The sequence below is a fragment of the Hamadaea sp. NPDC051192 genome, from assembly GCF_040682475.1.
In the GTDB taxonomy this organism is placed as follows: domain Bacteria; phylum Actinomycetota; class Actinomycetes; order Mycobacteriales; family Micromonosporaceae; genus Hamadaea; species Hamadaea flava.
In genome coordinates, this window is sequence record NZ_JBFBAZ010000061.1 from 19,345 (window position 1) to 39,598 (window position 20,254).

A 20,254-nucleotide genomic window follows, 5' to 3' on the forward strand; every position below is an offset into this window, starting at 1 on the left:
TTACTCCCTTGCTTCGAGTTCGGGCAGCACCGCCGGGCAGGCGACGCCGAGTTGCCGGGCAAGCAGCTGCAGATCGTGGGCGGCCAGGCCGCCGGTCGCGGCGTCGAGGACGGCGTCGAACTCCCGGACGCCGCTCTTCATCGCCACGAGGGCGTTGACCAGGCCGAGCCCGTGATGGGCGAGCAGACGCACCCGCAGGCGGCCGGGGCGTACGCGTACCACCGCGTCTTGCAGGACGCGACGGACCTGCAACGGAGACGCGGGCCCGGTCTCGGCGCAGCCGATCTGGACGCCGGGCAGCGTCGCGAGCGCGTCGAGGGTGGCCAGGACGGTGGTCTCGCGGTCGGCGGTGAACGCGTCGTCGACGTACGCGACCACGTGGCCGTCGGCGGCCAGGGCGGCGACCCGGGGGAGGTCGCCGATGTCGCGCACGAGCACGGGCGAGACCGAGCCGGGCCGGTCCAGCACGGAGATGGTGATCTCGTCGGGCAGCGGGTCGGCCAGCTGGCCCCAGGAGCGGGAATGGAACAGCAGCGGCGCGCTGACGCGGGGGATGCCGGCGTCGAGGACCCGCCCGACGAAGATCGTGTGGTCGCCGCCGGGGTAGGCGTGCTCGACCCGGCATTCCAGCCAGCCGGTGCCGTCGGCGAGCCGCAGGCAGCCGGTGGAGCCCGGCTCCCAGGACAGGCCCGCGAACCGGTCGGTGACTTCGGGCCGCATCCCGGCGAAGCGGCGGCCGACGTCCGCCTGGTCCTTGCCGAGGAAACTGACGCAGAACACGCCCGAGGCGGCGACCAGCGCACGGGTGGGCAGATGGTCGCCGAGGCAGATCGAGATCAGCGGCGGATCGAGGCTGACCGACGAGAAGGAACTCGCGGTCATGCCGTGTGGCCGGCGGCCGCCGTCGGCGTCGGTGGCTATCGTGGTGACCACGGCGACACCGCTCGGCCATTGGCCGAGCACCGATCGCAGCTGCGCACTGTCCACCGCCGGGGCTCCGTTTCGCATAAGGAAACGCTGTTCCCGTGAAGGTAACGATTGCCGACAGTCCGTGTCAACGCCCAGCCAGCACGCCCCGATCGGCGGCGCGCGATCTAGACTGGCGCACGTCCATGCCGACAGGAGGGGCCCCGTGCCGACCAGTGCCGCAGCCAAGTCGATCGACGACGACGCCGACAGTCAGTCCCGCTCCATCGCCGCCGTCGAGCGGGCGATGGACGTGCTGCTCTACTTCGGCCGCAGCGGTCAACCCGATCTCGGGGTGACCGAGATCGCCACTGCTCTCGGCCTGACCAAGGCGGCCGTCCACCGAATCCTCACCGCACTGCGCAGCCGCGATCTGATCACCGTGGACGCGACGACCCGGCGGTACGCGCTCGGCCACGCGGCCGCGGCGCTGGGACGGGCGTACCTGGCGCGGACGGACCTGCGCGCGATGTCCGCCCCGGAGCTGCGCCACCTCGCCGAGCACACCGGGGAGACGGCCACGCTGTCGTTGCGCCGGGGTGACACCCGGCTCTACGTCGACCAGGTGGTGCCCGACCAGGAGCTGCGGATGGAGGTCACCCTCGGCATCCCGTACCCGCTGCACGCGGGCGGCTCGTCGAAGGCGTTCCTGGCCTTCCTGCCGAAGGCGGACATCGAGGAGTACCTCAGTCGTCATCCGCTGGCGCCGATGACCGACCGCACCATCACCGACCCGGCCAAGCTGCGCCGGGAGCTGACCTCGATCCGCAAGCGTGGGTACGCCACCTCGCAGGGGGAGCGTCAGGCCGGTGCGGCGTCGATCGCGGCGCCCATCTTCGACCACGACGGACACGTGGTCGCGGTGCTGAGCGTCGCCGGGCCGGCCGCCCGGTTCAAGCCGGAGCAGTCCGACACCGCCGCCGAGCTGCTCGCCGCGGTCGAGCGGATCTCGGCCCAGCTCGGCTACGAGGGCTGATCCGCCGAGCCGGGAGCCGGGCCGAGTCGGTGAGCCGCTACCGGGTGACCTCGGTGGTGACGGCGGTGTCGACCGCGTCGCCGATGCCGTAGACCCACGCGCGCCCGACCGGATCGCCGAGTTGTGCTCGCAACCAGTAGGCGCTCCAGCGGGCTGCCGTCTCGACGCTGGTGGCCTGGTTCAGGGTTTGGGGGGACAGGTCGGGCCGGGCTCCGGCCGGGTTCTGGCCATCGGTCAGGCCGTAGTGGTTGGCCCCGATGAGGTTCACGTAGAGCTTCGGGGAGGTCGTGATCGCCTGGTAGGTGGCGTGGCCTTCGGCCGGCGTGGCGATCCCGTCGGCGCTGCCCTGCACGAGGGCGATCGGCACGACGGCGGCGATGGGCGGGTTGACGCCGGTGGCGGGCACCGTGTTGTTGGTCCCGAAGAACGCCGCCGCTCTCAGCTGGGCCGGGGCGGGCGTCGGCGCGGCGCAGAACGGCGGCGTGCACAGGCCCGAGGCCAGCGTGAGCCCGGCCGCACCGCCGAACGAGTGACCGAGCAGCAGCAGCGTCGAGGAGTCGATCGCACCGGCCAGGGGTGAGCCGGCCCGGGTTTTCTCGGCCGCGGCCCAGGCCACCGTCCACGCGGCCTGCTCGCCCGTCACGTAGAGACCCGGTTGTCCGAACAGGACTTGGAAGTGGTTGGGCACCACGACGACGAAGCCGTAGGAGGCCACCTTCGCCGCGAACGACGCGTAGTCGCCCTTGTCGACATTGGCGCCCTGCAGGAGCAGGACCACCGGCCAGGGGTCGTGCGCGGTGTGCGCGACCGGATGGTGGACGTCGGCGGCGTCACCGTTGACCGACGTCGCGTAGCTGGCGACCGTGCCGTACGCCGCGGCCGCCGGTGCGGGCGTGCCGAGCAGCGTCACCACGGCCGCGAGCACCGTCGCGGCCAGCCCGGCCGCAATGCGTCTGGTGTTTCTTTGTGTGAAACGTTGTTTCGTCATGAGAAACAGTCTGTGCCAGGGTGAGATGGGCGTCAATGGAAGCGGGGCGCTACAAGTCGGCGAACGGCTTGAGGACGCCGAGCGCCGCCGCGCCGAGCACGCTGCCCCAGATGCCCCAGACGTAGGGCAGGCAGCCGTTGATCGCCCGGGTCATCGCCAGTTCCACCGTCGGCGTCGAGCCGCCGCTCATCAGCGCGCCGAACGCCGGGCCGAACGGGCGCAGCGTGAGCCGGATGCCCAGCCCGCACGCGATCGCGGTCGTGTAGAGCAACAGCTTGCCGCCGAGCCACCGCGGATTCGTGGTCACGCCGAACGGCTGGTCGGCGACCAATGTGTACACAGCGACCGTGCCGAGGGCGACGATGAGCGTGATCCGGATCGTCCAGTCCGCGCGGCGTACCCAGCGGCGGCGGCCCGGATGGTGATGGTCGCTGATCGTGGCGGTGAGCCAGGCCGCCGCCAGCAGCCAGACCGCCACGACGATCGGCCACGCGAACGGGTTCAGCCCGAACAGGCTCGCGCCGTGCGGCTCCAGGGCGAGCAGGGTGACGCCGCTGGGCAGAAAGAGCACCAGGCAGATCTTCGGTCCCAGATCCAGCCCGCCCATGATGCGCAGCGCCGTCGCCCGGGCGGCGGGGGACAGGTCGGGGCGCAGGACGAACCTGCTGGACCAGAAGACGCCCAGGTCGCCGCCGAGCCAGAAGACGAACAGGACGAGGTGGAGCAGGATCCACCAGCCGTGAGTGTGCGGTCCCATCGCGCTATGGAAACACTGATTCGCTGTGAGAAACAAGCTCTTGACGGGCAGGTCAGCGCGTGGCTAGCGTCGGCGCCATGGTTGGCCGCTACTTCGAAGACTTCACCGTGGGCGATGTCCATCAGCATCCGCTCGGCCGCACGATCAGCGAGACCGACAACACCTGGTTCACGTTGCTGACGATGAACACCAACCAGAACCACTTCAACGCCGAGTTCGCGGCGCGCGCGCCGTACGGGCGGCTCATCGTCAACTCCGGCCTGTCGGTCGCGATCGTCCTCGGCCTGTCGGTCTCCGACATGAGCCAGAACGCGCTGATGAACCTCGGCTGGGACGAGATCCGGCTGACCCACCCGGTGTTCGTCGGCGACACCCTGTACGCCGAGTCCGTCGTGACCGACGTCCGCCCATCGGCCAGCCGTCCCTACGCGGGCATCGTCGGCTGCCGTACGCGTGGCCTCAATCAGGACGGCGACGAGGTGATGTCCTGGCGGCGGGCGGTCATGGTCTACAAACGCGACGCCCCGCACGACAAGGGCGTCTTCCCGGTCGCCAAGACCGGCCCGATCCAGCCATGATCCGCCTGGACTACCAGCCGTGGGGCGAGACGCTCGCCGAGCTGCGCGACGCCGCCCGCCGGGCCGAGGACGCCGGCGCGGCCGTCGTCTGGGCCCCGGAACTGCACCGCAACGCATTGATCACGGCGACCGCGATGGCCGCCGCCACGAACACGATCGGCGTCGGCACCGGCGTCGCGCTCGCCTTCGCGCGCAGCCCGATGCTGACCGCCCTCGCCGCCCTCGACCTCGACGAGCTGTCCGGCGGCCGGTTCCGCCTCGGCCTCGGCTCCGGCGTACGGCGGCTCATCGAGACCTGGCATGGCGCAGGCTTCGACCCGCCCGTGGCCCGGCTGCGTGACACGGTGGCGGCGATCCGCGCGATCATCGCCCGTGCCCACCTGGGCGAACCGATCCTCCACACCGGACATACGTCGGTGGAGGTCCGCGGCTGGCGGCGGCCGTACGCGCCCGTTCGCGACAGTGTCCCGATCTACCTCGCCGCAGTCGGCCCGGCGATGACAGCGCTCGCCGGTGAGATCGCCGACGGCTGGCTCTCCCACGAACTGTGCCCGCCGCCGGTGCTCACCGAGACGATCCTGCCCGCCCTGCGGCGCGGGGCCGCCCGCCGTCCAACCGAATCCGGTCGGCTGCCCGAGATCGTGGTGTCCGCCTGTTGCAGCGTCGGCTCCGACGCCGCCGCGGCCCGCCACGCCGCACGCGGCGCGGTCGGCTTCTACGCCGGGGTCAAGACCTACGCCGAGCTGTTCGCCGGCGCGGGCTTCGCCGCCGAGCATCAGGCCGCCGTCGACGCGCTGCGAGCCGGTCGCCCCGCCGACCGGCTCGCGGACTGCGTACCGCCGAAGATGGCGGCCGCCTTCACCCTCAGTGGTACGCGCGACGACGTGGCCGAGGGGCTCGCCCGCTACCACGGGCTCGCCGACGCCGTGAAGCTGTCGCCACCTGTCCACGGTCTGGCGCCCCACGAGACCCGGGCAGCGCAGAACGCGATCATCGACCTGATCCGGGAGCTGGCATGACCTCCGCACCCCTGAGCGACGTGCGCATCCTCGCGGTCGAGCAGTACGGCGCCGGCCCGTTCGGCAGCCTGCACCTGGCCGACCTCGGTGCGGAAGTGATCAAGATCGAGGATCCGTCAGCGGGCGGCGACGTCGGCCGCTACGTGCCCCCGTACGCCGACGGCGAGGACTCGCTGTTCTTCGAGACCTTCAACCGGGGCAAGCGTTCGCTGTCGCTGGACCTGTCGGCCGACGCCGGGCGGGCCGTCTTCGAAGACCTCGTCGAGCACGCCGACGCGGTCTACAGCAACCTGCGTGGCGACGTCCCCGCCAAGATGCGGCTGACCCACGCCGACCTGCGGCACCGCAACCCCCGCATCGTCTGCTGCTCGCTGACCGGATTCGGGATGACCGGGCCGCGCAGCGCCCAGCCCGGCTACGACTACGTCCTGCAGGGCCTGGCCGGGTGGATGGCGCTCACCGGCGAGCCCGACGGCCCGCCCGCCAAGTCCGGTCTGTCCATGGTGGATTACTCGGGCGGCTTCGTCGCCGCGATCGCCTTGCTCGCGGGCGTGCACGCGGCCCGGCGCGACGGCGTCGGCCTGGACTGCGACCTGAGCCTGTTCGACACCGCGATCGGTCTGCTGACCTATCCGGCGACGTGGCACCTGAGCGCCGGCTTCACCCCCGTACGCACCCGGCACTCCGCGCATCCGTCGCTGGTGCCGTTCCAGGTCTTCGAGGCGGCGGACGGCTGGCTGGTCGTCGGCTGTGCCAAGGAGAAGTTCTGGCGGCGGCTGGCCGGTGTCCTCGGGCTGCCCGACGATCCGCGGTTCGCGACGTTCGCCGACCGGCAACGTAACGCCGGTGAGCTGCTGGACCTGCTCGAACCCCGGTTCCGTGCGCAGGAGGTGGCCCGCTGGCTGACCGTGCTGGAAGCAGCCGGAGTGCCGTGCGGACCCGTCAACGACGTCGCCGCCGCCCTGCGCGATCCGCACACGCTGGCCCGGGACATGGTGGTCACCACCGAGCACCCGCGCTACGGGACCGTCCACTCCGTCGCCTCCCCGGTACGCGTCGGCGACCGGCCGCCGGCCTACCGGCGAGCCCCCCGGCGCAACGAGGACTTCGCCTACGTGACCGGCGACCTGCTCGGCTACGACGCCGACCGCATCGCCGCGCTGACCGCCGCCGGGGCGTTCGGTGCGTGACCTCGCCGCGTGGACGTCGCGCCTCGACCTGTCGGCCGTGCCCGGCCAGGTGCAGGCCGCAGCCCGTCGTCAGCTGCTCGACGGGCTCGGCTGCCTGATCAGCGCGGTACGCCGAAACGAGGCAAGCGCCGCCACGCAGGTCGCCCAGGGATTGGGTGGTCCGGCCGAAGCGACCTTGGTCGGTACGACGACCCGCGTCGGCGCCCCGGCGGCGGCGTGCGGCAACGCCGTTGCCCTGCACGCCTTGGACTTCGACGACACCCACGCCGCTGGACTCGTGCACCCGACCGCCGTCGTCGCCCCGACCGTGCTGGCCGTCGCCGAGCAGACCGGTGCGACCGGCGCGCAGCTGTTGGCGGCGTACGTCGCGGGGGTGGAGACGATCTGCCGGCTCGGCGCGGCCGCACCGCACGCCTTCCACGCCCGGGGTGTCCACGCCACATCCGCCTGCGGCACCGTCGCCGCCGCCGTCACCACGGCCCGCTTGCTGAACCTCGACGAGGAACGCACCACGGACGCGATCGGCATCGCCGCCAGCGGAGCCAGCGGGCTGCTCGAATTCCTCGCCACCGGCTCGTCGACCAAGCAGCTGCACCCAGGATTCGCCGCCTACAACGGCATCCTCGCCGCTCGGCTGGCCGCTGCCGGGGCCACTGGACCCGTGTCCGCCCTCGACGGTGAGCGTGGCCTCTATCGGGCGCTCGCCGGGCGCGTACCGGATCGGGTGGCGCTGCTCGGCGACCTCGGGCGGCGGTGGGAGACGGCGGCGATCACCGTCAAGCCCTACCCGGCCTGCCAGCTCAGTCACGCCGCTGTGACCGCTGCTATGAAGCTGCGTCAGCAAGTCGACCCGGGCCGGATCACGGCACTGCGACTGCACCTCCACCCCGACGCCGTCCCCATCGTCGGCGATCTCGCCCCGGCGACGGCGTACGCGGCGAAGTTCTCCGCCGCCTGGTGTGCGGCCGTCGCACTGCTCGACGGGACGCTGCCGGTCGAGGCGTTCGACCGGTCCGACCGTCCGGACGCCGCTCGCCTCGCTGCGCGTACGACCGTGCTCGCCTGGCCCGCCGACCAGGCCCAGATGCCCGCCGCCGACGCCCCAGCCCGCATCGAAGCCACTATGGACGCCGATCCAGCACGTGCGCCCGCCGACGCCACTGTGGACGATGGATGGATCGTCGCCGACGCGGAGCACGGCGGCGGCCGCCCCGGCGACCCCGGCCTCGACGACCTCGTACGCCGCAAAGCCCGAGCCGCGCTCGGCGACCGCGCCGACGCCGTGACCGCCGCTGTCGACGGACTCGCCACCGCCGCGACCGTCACCGACCTGATGCGGAGCCTGGCATGACTGCTCGCCTAGCCGTGGGCGCGCTCTCGACCGCCGCCGCCACCGACCTGATCCGGAGCCTGCGATGACGATCCATTTCGCCGCGACCGGTGGCTACGACGCCGCAGCCGCCTCCCTCGCGAGAGCAGGGCTGGCCGGTTCCGACGTCGTGCACCTCGCCGAATACGTGACCGCTGCCGCCGACCGCGACCACCTCGCCGCCGCCCGGTCCGCATTGCTCGGCGACCACGCCGTGCCCGTCTCCACGATCCCCGTACGCGGCTTCCCAGCCAGCGCTGACCCGTATCGCGTGGCCGTGACGGCAGCCGAGGGTGGCGGCCGGGCCTACCCGGCGGGCGAGGACACGGTCATGGTCGCCGACGGCGTCGTCTACCTGCCGAGCGTCCACACCGGCGACGGCGCGTTCCGCGACCAGTACCGCTGGTGCCTGGAGCGTACCGGCGAGCTGCTGGCCGCCGCCGGGCTCGGGCTGGACGCGCTGACGCTGACGACCGACTACACCGCCACCGCCACCCGCGCGGAGTATCCGCGCTGCGGGCGGCCGCGCCGTGACCTGCTCGGCGACGGGCCGGTGCATCCCGCTGCCGCCGGCATCCTGGTCGACACCCCGGTGCGGCCGGGCGCGGCGGTGGCGCTCGACGCGGTGGGCACCACCGGTTCTCGAAGGGCTGTCAACCCGGGCTGGTCCCGCTACGACACGCTCACTTACAAGCCCGCCGTCGTCGCCGGGCGGCACGTGTTCGGCGCCGGGTTCGGCGCGCTCGATCCGGTGACGCAGACCGCTTTGCACGACGGCGATCTGCTCGCCCAGGCCGGGTTCGTCTACGACAGCATCGACACCGTGTTCGCCGCTGCGGGCGGTGTCGACACCGTCACCCTGCTGGAATACCTCACGCCCGCCGCGATCGCCGACCATCCGGCGCTGGCCGATCTGCGGCAGCGGCGCTTCCCCGGCGCGGTCGTCACCTCCGTCGTCTGCGACGCGCTGCTGCGGCCGGAGTTCCTGATCGAAGTCGTCCCCCGGGGAGTGCTGCGATGACCTTGCTCACCGACGAGCTGCGGGCCCAGATCGGCCGGGAGGCGACCTACACCGCGCCGGACGAGATCGGCCGGGCCGCGATCCGCTACTTCGCCCAGGCCATCGGCGCGTCGAATCCCGCCTACCTGGGCGCGGAACCGATCGCCCCGCCCACGATGATCTGCGAGACCAACTCCTACACCGGCCAGGCCGCCGACGCCGAGGGCTACCCGGGCCACGGCTGGGATCTCGACGTGCCCGGCACGCGGCTCATTCGCGGCGGCAACGCGTACGAGTTCCACACTCCGGCCACGGCCGGCGATGTGCTCACCGTCGCGTGGCGGCTCGAGTCGATGACCGAACGCACCACCGCGCAGGGCTTGCAGATGCTGCTGGTGACCTCGGTCGCGACCTACCGCAATCAGCACGGTCACCTGCTGGCCGTCAACACCGAGACTCTCATCTATCTGGCCGATCGGCCCGGGGGCGGCGCATGATTTCCGTCGGGGACGAGCTTCCGGCCCGCGAGCGCACCGTCGGACTCACCGACATGATTTTGTACGCCGGAGCGACGTGGGACTGGCATCGCCTGCACTACGACACCGCGTACGCCGCTCAGCGTGGCCTGGCCGGGCCGGTCGTCGACGGCCAACTGTTCGGGGCGTTGCTCGCCGAGCTGGTGCTGGAGTGGGCCGGTCCCGGCGCTCGGCTGGCCGCACTGCGATTCCGATTCGCCTCGCTGGTATACGCCGGGGAGACGATCCGGTTGAGCGGCCGGGTCAGCGGCGTCGAGGCCGCGACCGTCACCGTCGACCTGGCGGTGCACGTCGTGAGCGACGACCGGATCGCCGTGGGCCCGGCGAGCGCCACCGTGATCCTGCCGACGGACCGGCCATGACGGTCGCGATCGTCGGCGCCGCCGAATGCGACCTGGGCCGTACCGGCCGCCCGGCGTATCACCTGCTGGCCCAGGCGGTGACGCGCGCGCTGGCCGACGCCGGGCTGCCACCGTCGGCCGTCGACGGGATCGCCACCACGGGAGTGGGCCGGTTTCCCGCCACCCAGCTCGCCGAACAGCTCGGCATCTGTCCGTCCTGGACCGACTCGACGACTGCCGGGGGATCGGTCTTCGAGATGTACGTCGCGCGCGCCGCCCAGGCCATCGCCGCCGGCCAGTGCACGGTCGTCGTCATCGCGTACGCCTCTGACCAGCGCAGCGCCCGATCCCGGGCGATCGGCGGCAGCTACGACGCGGCCACCCCAGAGGCCCAGTTCGAGCAGCCCTATCACCCGCTGTGGCCGATGTCGTACTACGCGATGACCGCCCAGCGTTACCTGCACACCTATCAGCTCACCCGGTCCGACCTGGCCCGGATCGCCGTCCGGGCCCGCGACTGGGCGCTGCGCAATCCCGCCGCGTTCCGCCACGGCGACGGGCAGCTGACCGTCGACGACGTGCTCACCGCGCCGATGGTGTCCAGCCCGCTCGGCGTACTCGACTGTTGCCTGGTGACCGACGGCGGCGGCGCGGTCGTATTGGCCGACGCCGCCCGCGCCCGGCATCTGCCCCAGCGCCCCATCCTCGTCCGCGGCTACGGCGAGTCGGTGACGCACGCCGCGATGGCCACACCGGACGACCTGCTCAGCACCGGCGCGGCAGCAGCCGGGGCGCGAGCGTTCGCCCGCGCCGGATGGCGCCCGGAGGATGTCGACATCGCACAGGTCTACGACGCGACCACGGTCAGCGTCGCGCTCGCGCTGGAGCAGCTCGGCTTCTGCCCGCCCGGCGCGGGCACGTTCTTCGACGGCATCCCGGTCAACACGACCGGCGGCGGCCTGTCCTACTGCCATCCGGGCCAGCTCGGGGTGCTGCTACTGGTGGAAGCGGTCCGACAGCTACGCGGCGACTGCGGAGCACGGCAGATCCCGCACGCCCGCACCGCGCTGGTGCATGGGATCGGCGGCATCTTCTCCAGCCACGCCACCGTTCTGCTGGAGGCAGTGTGAACGCGGCCGAGGACGAGCTTGCGGTGCTCTGGTGGGCGGCCACGGCCGAGGAGCGGCTGCTGCTGCAACGCTGTGCCCGCTGCGGTTACCTGCACCATCCGCCGCGGGCGATGTGCACCTCCTGCGGCCTGCTGCTGATCGACTCCGATCACGACTACGTCGAGGCGAGCGGCCGGGGCGTCGTCGACGCGTACACGGTCGTCCATCGCGCTCCGGCTCCCGGCGTCGAGACGCCGTTCACGGTCGCCCGCGTACGCCTGGCTGAAGGCCCGATCCTGCTGACCTGGCTGGTCGGCGTGTCGGATCCGGCGTGTGACCTGCCGGTACGCCTGGCGTGGCGGCGCCTGCCCGACGGCCGCAACCTGCCCGTCTTCACCAGTACGCGCGAGGAGTGACCGTGGATTTCGAGCTGACCGAGGAACAGCGACTGTTCCGCGACACCCTGCGGACCTTCGCCGACCGGGAGATCCGCCCGGTCGCCGCCGAGTGGGAGGCGTCGGGCCGGTACCCGGCCGAGATCGTCGCCACGATGCGCGAGCTGGGCCTGTTCGGGCTGACCGTGCCACCGGAGTACGGCGGCCTGGGCGTGGACCTGGTGTCGTTCGCCCTGGTCTTCGAGGAGATCGCCAAGGCCTGGATGGGGATCGCGGGCATCCTCGGCAGCCATTGCCTGTCGAGCTGGCTCATCGCCCGCCACGGTACGCCCGAGCAGAAGCAGCGCTACCTGCCGGACCTGGCGACCGGCGCACGGCGAACGGGGATCGCCCTGACCGAACCCGACGCGGGCACCGACCTGCAGGGCATCCGGACCGTCGCCCGCCGCGACGGCGACCACTACGTGCTGACCGGCCGCAAGACGTGGATCACCAACGCCCGGCACGCCGACCCGCTGCCGGTGCTGTGCAAGACCGATCCGTCGGCGACGCCCGCCCATCGAGGCATGTCGGTCCTGCTCGTCGACGCGGGACTGCCCGGCTTCGAGGTACTGCGAGACCTGCCCAAACTGGGCTACAAGGGGACCGAGTCCTGCGAGATCGCGTTCGACGACGTCCACGTGCCGGCCGACGCGCTGCTCGGCGGCGTCGAGGGGCGCGGCATGCAGCAGGTGCTGTCCGGACTGGAGATCGGGCGGATCAACGTGGCCGCGCGGGCGCTGGGGATCGCCCAGGCCGCCTACGACGCCGCGCTCGCCTATGCGGGCCAGCGGGAGGCGTTCGGGCAGAAGATCGGCGAGTTCCAGGCGATCCAGCTCAAGCTGGCCGACATGGCGATGAAGGTGCAGTCGTCGCGGCTGATGGTCTACTGGGCGGCGGCCGGAGCCGACGCCGGCCGCCGGGTCGACCTGGAAGCCGGGATGGCCAAGGCGTACGCGTCCGAGGCCGCGGTGGACTGCGCCCTGCTGGCGATGCAGGTCCACGGCGGCTACGGCTACTCGCCGGAGTTCGGCGTCGAACGGCTCTACCGCGACGCGCCGCTGATGATGATCGGCGAAGGCACGAACGACATCCAGCGGGTGATCATCGCGCGGGCCCTGCTCAGCGGCAAAGGCCAGATCGGATGAGGTCCTATCTGTACGTGCCCGCCGACGCCCCGGACAAGCTCGCCAAGGCCGCCACACGAGGCGCGGACGCACTCATCGTCGACCTCGAAGACGCCGTCCCCTACGCGCGCAAGTCTCAGGCACGCGAAGCGGCGGCCGCCTTCGTCCGCGCCGCCTCCGGACTTGCGGTGTGGGTACGCATCAATCCCGGACCGGCCGGGCACGACGACGCCCGTGCGGTGGCCTGGCCGGGACTGGCCGGGCTGTGCGTCGCCAAGACCCAGACGCCGGACGAGCTGGCAGTGCTGGACGCCGTGCTGACCGACGTCGAACGCGACCGTGGCGTACGCCTCGGCAGCACGCCGGTGGTGCCCCTGCTGGAAACCGGAGCCGCCGTCCTCGACGCCGTACGCATCGCCCAAGCGCCCCGCGTCGCCCGGCTGCAACTGGGCGAGGCCGATCTGGCCGCCGACCTCGGGATCACGCCGGGGCCGGACGAGCGGGAACTGCTGGCGGTGCGGTCGCACGTCGTGCTTGCCAGCGCCGCAGCCGGGATCGACCCGCCGGTCGCCCCGGTCTCGACGAACTTCCGGGACCTGGATGCGTTGCGCGACAGCACATTCGCGTTGCGCCGACTGGGATTCTCCGGCCGTGCCTGCATCCATCCGGCGCAGCTGCCGATCGTGCACGAGGTCTTCACCCCGACCGCGCAGGAGATCGCGGCCGCCGCCGACCTCGTGGCCCGATTCGACGCCGCGCAGGCGTCCGGGTCCGGGGTCTGCCTCGACGCCGCCGGTCGCATGGTCGACGAGGCAGTCGTACGCGCCGCCCGCCGCCTCCTACGCGCCGCCGATGTCCGCTCGGGGTGATCCTGCGGCAGGGTTGGCCGCCGCGAGCTGTGCGGCGTTGACGATCGACAGCAGCAGAAGATCGACCGCGAGTGCCGGAACCGCCGCGAACTGGTTCAGGGTGAACTTGAAGACCTGGCCGATCATCAGGTCGATGGTCAGGGCCAACCCGAACCATCGCATCGCGGCGGCCCGATCACGACGCAACCGGTACGCGCCCACGATCCCCAACGCGGTCATCACGAGCGTCACCAGAACCGCCACCACCGTCGGTTCCGTTTCGAGGCGTCCGGCGTCGATGGCGACGCCGATCACCGGGAACAGCACCGGCTGAGCGATGATCCAGCCCGCCGCGACGTTGACGGTCCACTGCCGCTGGGCGAGCCGGTCGCGCGTCGCGCCGGCCCAGTCGGTCAGGCGGCGCCACCAGGGCCGGCCGGCGGTCTCGTCGCGCGCGGGCAACGCTTCGAGCAGGTGCAGCACCGCGCGGTCCAGCTCATCATCCGGTACGCCGACCGACCGAATCGCGTCCGCCCGCTGGCGTTCGGTCACCCCGACGACGATCCCGCCGAGGGCCAGGTCCACCGCGTCCGCCCGGCGTTGGTCGCGAGTCGGCACGGCCCGGTTCCGCCACCGGCGGTCGAGCAGGAGCAGAATCGCGAAAACCAGGTAGATGATGCTCGCCGCCGGGCGATAGAAGTAGTCGTTGTCCTGGGTGATGAACTTGCCGACCTCGTCGACGAACAGCCCGAAGCCCACACCGCCCACCACCGCTGCGGCGAACCGGGCGCTTCGCCCGTAGAGAATCGTGGCCGCACCGATGGCCACGACCATCAGCAGTCCGCCCCACAACATGTGCGCGATGTGCAGGTTGCCGCCGCCTAGCTTCGGGTAACCGGTCATGCCCAGGTAGACGCGGATCAGCAGGACGGTGCCGATGCCGGAGAAGACGAAAGCGCGCAGGTATCGTGCTGCGTTGCCGGCGCGTACGGCTCGCCAGGGGACCACTGCTTGACCAAGATCCAATGCCACCTTGCCAGCATCGCCCAGCCCGGCGTCGCGTACATCGGGAAGTAACCCTGATCACGCCACCAGGGCTTTCCCTTAGTCCCCCCGTCGCGGAGCGAGCCCTGCCAGGCCGAAGCGGCCGCAGCTGGCGCGGGCGAGCGAGACGGGGCGAGTATCGCTCGGCATGACAACCATCTCGGACCTCAAGCCTGTGTACATCATGGACAGAGCGGCCGATCGCCGACTCGCCATCCGTCGCAGCGCATTGGAGAGCAGACATGCACACAGCACGACGAACTCTCGTCGGAGCCGTCCTCACCGTCCTGGGCGTCCTCGGGTCACTCCTGGTGGTTCCGTCACCGGCTCAGGCGTACGGCACTCTCACGGTGAAGTTCGCCGTCGTCGACACCGGCAACTGCGCTCGTGTGCGCGGCAACCTGCCGGTCACCAAGGTCACCGGTGGCTGCATGCTCTACGACGGCTTCGACGACACGTACTTCAAGACCGATCCCGGCGGCGTGGCCGTCAAGATCGAGATGTACGACAGCAACGGCATGGTCGCGAAGGTGGAGTTCCACCCGGACGACGAGCTGCTCTGGATCTACGACACCCGCAACGACGGCGACACCGTCTACGTCTACGTCAACTCCTATTGGAACAACTGGATCTACGGGCCGTTCCACGCCGAGGGCACGGACGACGTGCTGGATTACGAGGTGGTCGACCTCAGCTTCGACGAGGGGGTCTCGCTCGGCATCGGGGTGAAGGACAGCGAGAACATCTACGACCCGATCTTCAGCGAGAGCGCCGTCGCGTAACACCCACCGGCTCGGGCCCCGCCGCCCTTTGGCGCTGGATCAGGGTTCCGTGTCGAATCTTGGAGGATGATTCGACCGAGATCCGTGATCCAGCGCCCAAAAAACGCGGTGCGGGCGGGGGCAGCGCGAGCAGGGTGCAGCGCCCGGCGGGGGTAGCGGGTCAGGGGCGGCAGCCGGCGAGGATCGCTGCGGCGCTGCCCCGGCCGAGCACGGTGGCGATCAGCGCGTCCGCGCGGGCCGAGGTCAGCGTCGCCTGGGTGTTGACGGCGAACTTCAGGCCGAGTTCGTCGGCGGTCAGCGGATGCTCCGGCCCGCCCCGGGAGGACTCGACCCGGTGCTCCAGCCGAGCCCCACTGTGGGTCACCACGCGGAGGACCGCGCCGAACGCCTCGGGGAAGCGTTCGGTGGCCCGCTCGTCGGCGACGCAGCGTACGCGAGCCGCCAGCGCCAGCCGGTCCTGGCGTAGCTCGGTGAAGTCGTCGAGGGACAGGCCGAGTCCGCCACCGCCGGTCAGCGCGGCCGCGACGGTGTAGGGCCCGGAGAACTTCGCGTGGTACGCGGTACGCGGCCGGGCTTTGTCCGCCGCCGGTTCAGCGATCGTGCGCAGGGTCGGCGCTGCGACACCGAGTTCCGCTTCGGCGACGTCGTCGGGGTCCAGCCCGGCTGCCCGCAACGCGAGTGCGCAATCGACGCCGGGATGCGTGAAGTGGTTGGTCGGATAGGGCTTGTAGACCGTGCGCAGCAGTTCCCACCGGCTACCGAGGTCGCCGAGCAACGCGTCGGCGTCGAACCGCCCGTCGGTGTACGCGGCGAAGAAGCCGAACCGTCCTTCCAGGACTGTCGGCGGCCCGGTGAGGCCCTCCGCGGCTAGGACGGCGGCAGACACTCCGGCGTGGGCGGCCCATCCGCTGTGGACCTTCTTCACCGTCCCGCCGGTCCGGTTGGCCTCGATCAGTCCGGCGCCCATGCTGGCCGCGACGCCCATCGCCGACGCGAGGCCGGCTCCATCGAGGCCGTGCAGCAGCCCGGCGGCCACGGCCGCCCCGACTGCGCCGCAGATGGAGGTCGCATGGAGGCCGCGCTCGAAGAACACAGAGTTGCGCAGCTCCCGGTCGTACGCGGCCATGCCGAGCCGGTTGCAGATCTCGATCCCGGCGGCGACGGCGGCGATGAGCTGGTCGCCGTCGGCGTCGACCGATTCTGCGGCGGCCAGGGCGGCGGGCACCACTCCGGCGCTGGGATGCAGCACGGACGGCAGGTGGGTGTCGTCGAAGTCGAGCGCGTGCGCCAGTGTTCCGTTGACCAGCGCGGCGAGGGGAGCGGGCAGGCGTTCACCGGTGCCGAACAGGGTGGCCTCGCCGACACCGCCCCAGCGCCGGGCGGCGCGGGCGACTGCGGGTGCGGCGTCGGCGTTCGGTTCGGCCAGGGCGGCCAATGCGAGTCCGGCGATGTCGAGGACGCGGCGCGGGACGTCGTCGGCGACCGCGACGGGCAGGGACGCCCGGCATCCGGCGGCGAACGCGGCCAACTCGGCAACTGCGGTCACACGATCACCGTCCTGCGGCGGGCGCTCGCGTGACTCGAACTGCGCTTGCCGATGACCAGCCTGCGGCCGGTCAGCCCGATCGGCACCCAGCGGCCGGGGCCGGTCATGGGAGCACCGCCAGGGGGCGTACGGGTGATCCGGTCGCGCCGGCGATCGGCAGCGGACTCACCACGAGCAGCGCTTCGCGTACGCCGGTGTCCAGCAGTTCGGTCAGCCGCATCGTCTCGATGATGTGGATGCCCGATTCGACGAGCAGGATCCGGTGCCCGGGCAGGACGGCGTGCCCACGCCCGGCGGGGATGTGCTCGAAGGCGATGGTTTCCGCGCCGACGAGCCGGGGCCGATGGGCGGCCAACCAGCGCGCGGCGTCGGCCCCCGGTCCGGGTGCTCCGCCGGTGAGGCCGATGAACACGTCGCGGTCCTCCCAGTGCCGGGACCAGCCGGTGCCGACCAGGATCGCCTCGCCGGGAGAGAACGACACCCCGGCGGCGGCTTTGTCGAGGTCGGCCGGGGTCACCTCGTAGCCGGCGGGCAGCACCTCGACGCCGTGCGCGGCGGCGACGTCGAGGACGGCGACCCGGCCGAGATACGGCGTGAACGTCTCGATGCCCAGTTCGCGGAATCCGTCGTGGGACTGCAGGTCGGCGGCGGGGCGGCCGCCGTGCAGCAGCCCGTCGTGCGAGACGTGGGCGAGCGCGTCGATGTGCGTACCCGCGTGTGCGCCGGTGACGATGATCTCGTTCGCGGCCGATCCGCCGTCGGCGCGTACGACGTCGCCGTGGCGGCGTTCCAGGGTCATCCGGAACGGCGGATGGTTGGGCGACTGCGGCATGCCGCGGCGCATCGGGTGGGCGAGGTCGATCACGCGGGCGTCGCGCAGGCTGTCCCACAGCATCAGACGATTCCCTTCTCGGCGAGGTCGGCGATGCGGTCGCTGGTCAGCCCCAGCCGGTCGCGGAGGACGGCGGCGGTGTCGGCGCCCCGGGGGCGGCCGGTCCAGCGGATGCGGCCGGGGGTGTGGGAGAGCCGGTAGAGGACGTTGGGCATCCGGACCGGGCCCAGCGCCGGGTCGTCGACGGTGGTGACGCTGTCCAGATGGGCGTACTGGGGGTCGTCGAAGACGTCGGTGATGTCGTAGATCGGGGCGACCGCTGCTTCGGCGCGTTCGAACGCCGCGACGACGTCGCCAAGGTCCCGGTCGGCGATCCAGGCCGCGACGGCCTCGTCGAGCACGTCGGCGTGGGCGGCGCGGCCGGCGCCGGTGGCGAACCAGGGTTCGTCGACGACCTGGGGGAGTCCGACCAGGCGCATGACGCGTTCGGCGATCGCCTGGGCGCTGGTGGACACGGCGACCCAGCGGCCGTCGCGGGTCTGGTAGGTGTTGCGGGGCGCGTTGTTGACGGAGCGGTTGCCGGTGCGCTGCTGCACGATGCCGAGCTGGTCGTAGGCCATCGCCTGCATCCCGAGCACGGTCAGCATCGGCTCGATGATGGCCAGATCGAGGACCTGCCCGGGGCCGCCGCGGGCGTCGCGGTGATACAGCGCGGTCATGATCGCCTGGGCGCACGCCAGCGCGGAGATCCCGTCGGCGAGGCCGAACGGGGGCAGCGTCGGCGGCCCGTCGGCCGGCCCGGTGATCGCGGCGAATCCGCTCATCGCCTCGGCGAGCGTGCCGAAGCCGGGCCGCCGTGCGTACGGGCCGGTCTGGCCGAAGGCGGTGACCCGGGCGAGGACGAGCCGTGGGTTGATCGCGTGCAGCACGTCGGGCCCGAGCCCCCAGCGTTCCAAGGTCCCGGGGCGGAAGTTCTCCACCAGCACGTCGGCGTCAGCCAGCAGGCGTAGCGCCAGCTCCGCGCCTTCGGCCCGTCCGAGGTCGAGGGTGACCGTCTGTTTGTTGCGGCCGAGCATCGTCCACCACAGTGGTACGCCGTCCTTGGCGGGCCCGTGCCCGCGTGACGGGTCGCCCTTGGCCGGGTGTTCGACCTTGATGACGTCCGCGCCGTAGTCGCCGAGGATCGTGGCGGCCAGCGGCCCGGCGAACAGGGTGGCGGCGTCGACCACGGTGATGCCGGCGAGGGCGGCGGGCGTCATGGCGGAACCGTACCGGGCTATCCGCAAAAAGGAAACCCCGTTACAGTGTGCGAAACGCATGATCCCTGGAGGTGCGGCCGTGAGCCGATACGACCTGCTCGTCAAGGGAGGCACGCTGGTGCTGCCCTACACCGGAACCGTGCGTGCGGACCTCGCAGTGCGCGGCAACCGGATCGCGGCGATCGCCGACGAGATCCCCGTGTCCGACGCCGTCGAGGTCGTCGACGCCCGGAACCGGCTGGTCTTCCCGGGAGCGGTCGACGCGCACTTCCATCTCGGCATCTATCGGCCACTGGAAGTCGACGCAGCGGAGGAGACCCACTCGTCGCTGGTCGGCGGCGTCACGACGGTGCTGTCCTACTTCCGCACCGGCCAGCACTACCTCAACCGCACCGGCCCGTACGCCGAGATCTTCCCCGAGGTGCTGGCCGCCGTCGCGGGCCGATCCTGGACCGACTACGGCTTCCACCTGGCCCCGATGGACACCGCCCAGGTCGGGGAGGTGCCGGCGCTGGTCGACGAGCACGGGGTCAGCTCGTTCAAGTACTACATGTTCTACAAAGGATTCAACCTGTCGGCGGACTCGCGGGACGCCAAGGCGTTCACCATGAGCGACGAATACGACCTCGGCCACCTCTACCAGATCATGGAGGCGGTCGCGGCGAACCAGCGTCCCGGCCGCCGGGTGTCGCTGTCGCTGCACTGCGAGCAGGCCGAGCTGATGCGCCTGTTCATCGACCGCGTACGCGCGGCCGGCGACCCGCAGACTCTCAAGGCGTACTCGGACGCGCGGCCGCCGTTGACCGAACGGGTCGCCATCGGCGAGGCCACCACCCTCGCCCAGGCGACGAACTGCCCGGTCAACCTGCTGCACCTGTCGTCGGCGGACGCGATCGCCGCAGCGGGTACCGCGAAGCGCACGCTCGGGTTGGACCTGCGCTGCGAGGTGACCTTGCACCACCTGTGCCTGGATCACGACGAGCTGGATCGCCGTGGCGGGCTCGGCGGCAAGGTGAACCCGCCGATCCGGTCGGCCGAGGACAACGAGGCGCTGTGGTCGGCCGTCGCCGACGGCACCGTGGACTGGGTCGCCTCCGATCACGCCTGCTGCCTCGAAGAGCACAAGGGCGACCAGTTGTGGCCGGCGCTGCCCGGGTTCGGCGGCACGGCGTTGCTCTATCCGGTGCTGATCAGCGAAGGCATGCACAAGCGCGGGCTGAGCGCGCAGCGCGTCGCCGAATTGGCCTCGGCCAACCCCGCGAAGGCGTACGGGCTCGCCGGTCGCAAGGGCAGCCTGATGGTCGGCGCCGACGCCGACATCACCATCATCGACCCCGAGAAGGAGCAGCTGGTCACCGCCGAGCTGCTGCTGTCGGGACAGGATCACTGCCCGTTCGACGGGCGTACGGTCAAGGGCTGGCCGGTCGCCACGATCGTCGGCGGGCGCATCGCGTACGACAAGGGTGAAGTGATCGGTGAGCCCGGCGGCTCCTATGTGACCCGGTGACCGTCGGGAATGGATGTGGCCGGTGCGGGTGACCGCACCGGCCGGT

21 protein-coding genes are annotated in these 20,254 nt (G+C 71.7%); 14 read left to right on the forward strand and 7 right to left on the reverse strand.

Annotated elements, in window-relative coordinates; genetic code table 11:
- Positions 1-1,008, reverse strand: coding sequence for a flavin reductase (locus tag AB0M47_RS24300; protein WP_363417880.1), 1,008 nt, complete (start codon positions 1,006-1,008; stop codon positions 1-3).
- A gap of 124 nt (positions 1,009-1,132) precedes the next feature.
- On the opposite strand from AB0M47_RS24300, the gene AB0M47_RS24305 reads away from it, so the two are divergent.
- Positions 1,133-1,942: an IclR family transcriptional regulator gene (locus AB0M47_RS24305; protein ID WP_363417883.1), complete on the forward strand. Its 810-nt coding sequence runs from the start codon at positions 1,133-1,135 to the stop codon at positions 1,940-1,942.
- Between the two features lie 37 nt (positions 1,943-1,979).
- On the opposite strand, the gene AB0M47_RS24310 is transcribed toward AB0M47_RS24305, so the two are convergent.
- Both AB0M47_RS24310 and AB0M47_RS24315 read right to left on the reverse strand, forming a co-directional pair.
- Positions 1,980-2,930 carry a hypothetical protein gene (locus AB0M47_RS24310; RefSeq protein ID WP_363417886.1) on the reverse strand — a complete coding sequence of 317 codons (951 nt, stop codon included), beginning with the start codon at positions 2,928-2,930 and terminating at the stop codon, positions 1,980-1,982.
- A 49-nt stretch (positions 2,931-2,979) separates the two neighbouring features.
- Complete coding sequence (locus AB0M47_RS24315) at positions 2,980-3,687, reverse strand: hypothetical protein (RefSeq protein WP_363417889.1); 708 nt, start codon at positions 3,685-3,687, stop codon at positions 2,980-2,982.
- Between the two features lie 77 nt (positions 3,688-3,764).
- Between AB0M47_RS24315 and AB0M47_RS24320 the strand changes: the two genes are divergently transcribed.
- The 11 genes from AB0M47_RS24320 to AB0M47_RS24370 all read left to right on the forward strand — a co-directional run bounded on the left by AB0M47_RS24320 (position 3,765) and on the right by AB0M47_RS24370 (position 13,259).
- Positions 3,765-4,265 carry a MaoC family dehydratase gene (locus AB0M47_RS24320; RefSeq protein ID WP_363417892.1) on the forward strand — a complete coding sequence of 167 codons (501 nt, stop codon included), beginning with the start codon at positions 3,765-3,767 and terminating at the stop codon, positions 4,263-4,265.
- The gene (locus AB0M47_RS24325) at positions 4,262-5,284 is read left to right on the forward strand and encodes an LLM class flavin-dependent oxidoreductase (protein WP_363417895.1); all 1,023 of its coding nucleotides are present in this window, start codon (positions 4,262-4,264) and stop codon (positions 5,282-5,284) included. The genes AB0M47_RS24320 and AB0M47_RS24325 overlap by 4 nt, the downstream gene beginning before the upstream one ends.
- Entirely contained in the window at positions 5,281-6,474 is a 1,194-nt protein-coding gene (locus AB0M47_RS24330; RefSeq protein ID WP_363417898.1) for a CoA transferase, read from the forward strand. Before AB0M47_RS24325 ends, AB0M47_RS24330 begins: the two co-directional genes overlap by 4 nt.
- Positions 6,467-7,825 carry an MmgE/PrpD family protein gene (locus AB0M47_RS24335; RefSeq protein WP_363417900.1) on the forward strand — a complete coding sequence of 453 codons (1,359 nt, stop codon included), beginning with the start codon at positions 6,467-6,469 and terminating at the stop codon, positions 7,823-7,825. Before AB0M47_RS24330 ends, AB0M47_RS24335 begins: the two co-directional genes overlap by 8 nt.
- Before the next feature lie 64 nt (positions 7,826-7,889).
- Positions 7,890-8,864 carry a RidA family protein gene (locus AB0M47_RS24340; protein WP_363417903.1) on the forward strand — a complete coding sequence of 325 codons (975 nt, stop codon included), beginning with the start codon at positions 7,890-7,892 and terminating at the stop codon, positions 8,862-8,864.
- The gene (locus AB0M47_RS24345) at positions 8,861-9,340 is read left to right on the forward strand and encodes a MaoC family dehydratase N-terminal domain-containing protein (RefSeq protein ID WP_363417906.1); all 480 of its coding nucleotides are present in this window, start codon (positions 8,861-8,863) and stop codon (positions 9,338-9,340) included. The genes AB0M47_RS24340 and AB0M47_RS24345 overlap by 4 nt, the downstream gene beginning before the upstream one ends.
- Positions 9,337-9,741, forward strand: a complete 405-nt coding sequence (locus AB0M47_RS24350; RefSeq protein ID WP_363417909.1) for a MaoC/PaaZ C-terminal domain-containing protein — start codon at positions 9,337-9,339, stop codon at positions 9,739-9,741. Before AB0M47_RS24345 ends, AB0M47_RS24350 begins: the two co-directional genes overlap by 4 nt.
- Positions 9,738-10,850: a thiolase gene (locus AB0M47_RS24355; RefSeq protein ID WP_363417912.1), complete on the forward strand. Its 1,113-nt coding sequence runs from the start codon at positions 9,738-9,740 to the stop codon at positions 10,848-10,850. The genes AB0M47_RS24350 and AB0M47_RS24355 overlap by 4 nt, the downstream gene beginning before the upstream one ends.
- On the forward strand, positions 10,847-11,245 hold the full coding sequence (locus tag AB0M47_RS24360; protein ID WP_363417915.1) for a Zn-ribbon domain-containing OB-fold protein: 399 nt from the start codon (positions 10,847-10,849) through the stop codon (positions 11,243-11,245). The genes AB0M47_RS24355 and AB0M47_RS24360 overlap by 4 nt, the downstream gene beginning before the upstream one ends.
- Before the next feature lie 2 nt (positions 11,246-11,247).
- Positions 11,248-12,411 carry an acyl-CoA dehydrogenase family protein gene (locus AB0M47_RS24365; protein ID WP_363417918.1) on the forward strand — a complete coding sequence of 388 codons (1,164 nt, stop codon included), beginning with the start codon at positions 11,248-11,250 and terminating at the stop codon, positions 12,409-12,411.
- Positions 12,408-13,259 carry a CoA ester lyase gene (locus tag AB0M47_RS24370; RefSeq protein WP_363417921.1) on the forward strand — a complete coding sequence of 284 codons (852 nt, stop codon included), beginning with the start codon at positions 12,408-12,410 and terminating at the stop codon, positions 13,257-13,259. Before AB0M47_RS24365 ends, AB0M47_RS24370 begins: the two co-directional genes overlap by 4 nt.
- Here the strand turns inward: AB0M47_RS24370 and AB0M47_RS24375 are convergent.
- Positions 13,230-14,270 (reverse strand): hypothetical protein, encoded by a 1,041-nt coding sequence (locus AB0M47_RS24375; RefSeq protein ID WP_363417924.1) that lies wholly within the window; start codon positions 14,268-14,270, stop codon positions 13,230-13,232. The two genes, AB0M47_RS24370 and AB0M47_RS24375, sit on opposite strands and share 30 nt — an antisense overlap.
- A 254-nt stretch (positions 14,271-14,524) precedes the next feature.
- On the opposite strand from AB0M47_RS24375, the gene AB0M47_RS24380 reads away from it, so the two are divergent.
- Positions 14,525-15,064: a hypothetical protein gene (locus AB0M47_RS24380; protein ID WP_363417927.1), complete on the forward strand. Its 540-nt coding sequence runs from the start codon at positions 14,525-14,527 to the stop codon at positions 15,062-15,064.
- A gap of 160 nt (positions 15,065-15,224) precedes the next feature.
- Here AB0M47_RS24380 and AB0M47_RS24385 read toward each other — a convergent pair whose 3' ends face one another.
- The 3 genes from AB0M47_RS24385 to AB0M47_RS24395 all read right to left on the reverse strand — a co-directional run bounded on the left by AB0M47_RS24385 (position 15,225) and on the right by AB0M47_RS24395 (position 18,701).
- On the reverse strand, positions 15,225-16,610 hold the full coding sequence (locus tag AB0M47_RS24385; RefSeq protein ID WP_363417930.1) for an MmgE/PrpD family protein: 1,386 nt from the start codon (positions 16,608-16,610) through the stop codon (positions 15,225-15,227).
- Positions 16,611-16,713: 103 nt separating this feature from the next.
- A complete protein-coding gene (locus AB0M47_RS24390; protein WP_363417933.1) occupies positions 16,714-17,505 on the reverse strand; it encodes a cyclase family protein in 792 nt (263 codons plus the stop codon).
- Positions 17,505-18,701 (reverse strand): CoA transferase, encoded by a 1,197-nt coding sequence (locus tag AB0M47_RS24395; RefSeq protein ID WP_363417936.1) that lies wholly within the window; start codon positions 18,699-18,701, stop codon positions 17,505-17,507. The genes AB0M47_RS24390 and AB0M47_RS24395 overlap by 1 nt, the downstream gene beginning before the upstream one ends.
- Positions 18,702-18,780: 79 nt before the next feature.
- On the opposite strand from AB0M47_RS24395, the gene AB0M47_RS24400 reads away from it, so the two are divergent.
- A complete protein-coding gene (locus AB0M47_RS24400; protein ID WP_363417939.1) occupies positions 18,781-20,208 on the forward strand; it encodes a dihydroorotase family protein in 1,428 nt (475 codons plus the stop codon).
- The last annotated feature ends 46 nt before the right edge of the window (positions 20,209-20,254 follow it).

Bases quoted from the DNA above. Each gene is read 5' to 3' on its own strand.
- AB0M47_RS24300 (WP_363417880.1), bottom strand. From the start codon at position 1,008: ATGCGAAACGGAGCCCCGGCGGTGGACAGTGCGCAGCTGCGATCGGTG.
- AB0M47_RS24310 (WP_363417886.1), bottom strand. From the start codon at position 2,930: ATGACGAAACAACGTTTCACACAAAGAAACACCAGACGCATTGCGGCC.
- AB0M47_RS24315 (WP_363417889.1), bottom strand. From the start codon at position 3,687: ATGGGACCGCACACTCACGGCTGGTGGATCCTGCTCCACCTCGTCCTG.
- AB0M47_RS24320 (WP_363417892.1), top strand. From the start codon at position 3,765: ATGGTTGGCCGCTACTTCGAAGACTTCACCGTGGGCGATGTCCATCAG.
- AB0M47_RS24325 (WP_363417895.1), top strand. From the start codon at position 4,262: ATGATCCGCCTGGACTACCAGCCGTGGGGCGAGACGCTCGCCGAGCTG.
- AB0M47_RS24330 (WP_363417898.1), top strand. From the start codon at position 5,281: ATGACCTCCGCACCCCTGAGCGACGTGCGCATCCTCGCGGTCGAGCAG.
- AB0M47_RS24340 (WP_363417903.1), top strand. From the start codon at position 7,890: ATGACGATCCATTTCGCCGCGACCGGTGGCTACGACGCCGCAGCCGCC.
- AB0M47_RS24345 (WP_363417906.1), top strand. From the start codon at position 8,861: ATGACCTTGCTCACCGACGAGCTGCGGGCCCAGATCGGCCGGGAGGCG.
- AB0M47_RS24350 (WP_363417909.1), top strand. From the start codon at position 9,337: ATGATTTCCGTCGGGGACGAGCTTCCGGCCCGCGAGCGCACCGTCGGA.
- AB0M47_RS24355 (WP_363417912.1), top strand. From the start codon at position 9,738: ATGACGGTCGCGATCGTCGGCGCCGCCGAATGCGACCTGGGCCGTACC.
- AB0M47_RS24370 (WP_363417921.1), top strand. From the start codon at position 12,408: ATGAGGTCCTATCTGTACGTGCCCGCCGACGCCCCGGACAAGCTCGCC.
- AB0M47_RS24380 (WP_363417927.1), top strand. From the start codon at position 14,525: ATGCACACAGCACGACGAACTCTCGTCGGAGCCGTCCTCACCGTCCTG.
- AB0M47_RS24390 (WP_363417933.1), bottom strand. From the start codon at position 17,505: ATGCTGTGGGACAGCCTGCGCGACGCCCGCGTGATCGACCTCGCCCAC.
- AB0M47_RS24395 (WP_363417936.1), bottom strand. From the start codon at position 18,701: ATGACGCCCGCCGCCCTCGCCGGCATCACCGTGGTCGACGCCGCCACC.